The following is a 2022-nucleotide window of genomic DNA, read 5'->3' as shown; positions in this document are numbered from 1 at the left end:
CGGTCTGGCGGGCGATCTCCTGCACGATGGTGATCTTCTGGGCGATCGTCTGCATCGCCTCGACCGCGCGCCCGACCGCCACGCCGCTCGCCTCGGCGTCCTTGGCCGACTGGCGGGCGATGGTCTCGGTCTGGCCGGCATTGTCGGCGTTCTGCTTCACGTTGGCGGCCATCTCCTCCATCGAGGCGGAGGCCTCTTCGGTGGACGCTGCCTGCTCGGTCGAGCCCTGCGACAGCTGCTCGGCCGAGGCCGAAAGCTCCTGGCTCCCCGCCGAGACGTTGGTCGCCGCGCTCACCACCTGACCGACGACGTCGCGCAGCTTCGCGTTCATCGCCTGGATCGCCCGCAGCAGGTCCGTCACCTCGTCCCGCCCGGTCGGTACCACGTCCTTGGTCAGGTCGCCGGCCGCGACACTCTGGGCGGCGGAGACCGCCTTCGACAGGCCGCGGGAGATCGAGACGGCCATCCACAAAGCCATGGCGAGCCCGAGAACCACAGCGCCGGACACGACGGCGACCAGGATCGAGCGGGTCGATTCGTAGGTCGATTGCGTGTCGCGCACGAAGCCCTGGGCCACGGCCTCCTCGTACGCGCGCAGCTTGGCCACGTCCTCGGTGACCGCCTTGCGGGCGTCGGTGAAGGAGCCGACGTAGTAGCGCATCGCCTTGGCGTCGGTATTGGCCAGCCCGAGGGTGAAGACCTTCTCAGCCGGAATCTCCCAAGCCTTCACCGTGGCCATGAGGGGGCCGACCGCGTCCGTGAAGCCGGCAGCCCGACCCGCCTCGACCAGCCGGGCCACGTCGCGCCCGAGCGCCTTCCGGCTCTCGCTGAAATCCCCGGCCATCCTGGCGAGCAGTTCGTCGTCGGTGATCACGACCTCGCGGAAGATGTCGCCGCGCAGCCGGACCATCTTGACCTCGATCGCGGCGACCAGGGTGCGATCCTCGTCCGAGAGGGCCGGCCTCGCCTTGAGGTCCTCGATGCGCGCCATCACGGTGTCGAAGGCAGCGGATTGCTCGCCGGACGCGATCGCGCTAGCGGTATTGTTGCCGTTGAGGATCGCGAGATCCATGCCCTTCGTGGCGGACTCGTTGAGCTTGGCCCAGTCGTCGCGCAGGGATTGCACACGAGCCCGCTCGTCCGGCGGGACGAGGTCGGTGTATTCCTTCAGCAAGGACTGGAACTTGGCGTCGTGCGCCTTGAATTCGGCGACGAGCTTCTCACGGCCCTGGGTCGAGGGATCGAGCAGGGCGCGCGCGAAGATCCGGACGGCCTCGAACGCCATCGTATCGAAGCGCAGCACGCGCTGGACCTGTGCGAACGGGCGGGCCGCGAAAGCCTGCATCCGGTCGTTGGACTGGCCCAGGCTCGAGACCGCGAGCGCCCCGGCTCCGCCGAGAAGCAGCAGGATCAGCCCGAAGGCGATCCCGAGCTTGGCCTTGATCGTGAACCGCATGATACGTCGCCCCTCGTTCGTGATCGCTGGAGTGTCGTGCAGAGCATTTCCCGACGCGGCGGATGCCGGTCCGTTGGAGAAAATGCCGCAATATCAAAAGCTTGGATCACCCGACGCTTGCCGCGCGATCGGATGGTGCGCCAACCCGACCGCGTGCCCCGCAGTTCGATCGTTGGGTCGGCGATCCGCGCGCCGGTCGATCTCGCGCGGATCGCGGATATCTGGCGTCAGGCGACGCGGGTGAAGTCGGCGTCGCGCTCGTCGCCGTCGCCCGAATTGCCGTGACCCATGTCGAGGGCGAAGCCCCCGCTCGTGGACCGGGCGATAGCGGTCTTGGCCGGGACTCTCGGCGCCGGGCGGCCCGCCGCGACCCGCTTGGCCGGCGCTTGCGCGGGCGACTTCACCGCCGCCGGGGGAGCCGCCATGCGAGAGGCCGTAGCGCGCAGCTGCGACACCGCCCCGTCCATCCCCCGCGACCCCGCCGCAGCCTCGCTCCCGTCGATCCGGAAATACGCGATCGTCGCCTGCAGCGTCTCGGCCTGCGCCGCCAGCTCCTCCGACGTCGC

1 protein-coding gene and 1 pseudogene are annotated in these 2022 nt (G+C 69.3%); both read right to left on the bottom strand.

All coding sequences use genetic code 11. The annotated features are described in order from the left end of the window. On the bottom strand, nucleotides 1-1456 hold a 1456-nt coding region (locus tag ABZT49_RS08315), incomplete at its 3' end, for a methyl-accepting chemotaxis protein (protein WP_355285272.1). Nucleotides 1457-1683: 227 nt separating this feature from the next. Continuing rightward, nucleotides 1684-2022: pseudogene (locus ABZT49_RS08310) on the bottom strand (methyl-accepting chemotaxis protein); the annotation flags it as partial.

It is taken from the genome of Methylobacterium sp. EM32 (assembly GCF_040593685.1).
GTDB lineage: Bacteria > Pseudomonadota > Alphaproteobacteria > Rhizobiales > Beijerinckiaceae > Methylobacterium.
The sequence above is the reverse complement of the archived record's forward strand: the minus strand, read 5'-3'. Positions and strand labels throughout refer to the sequence as shown.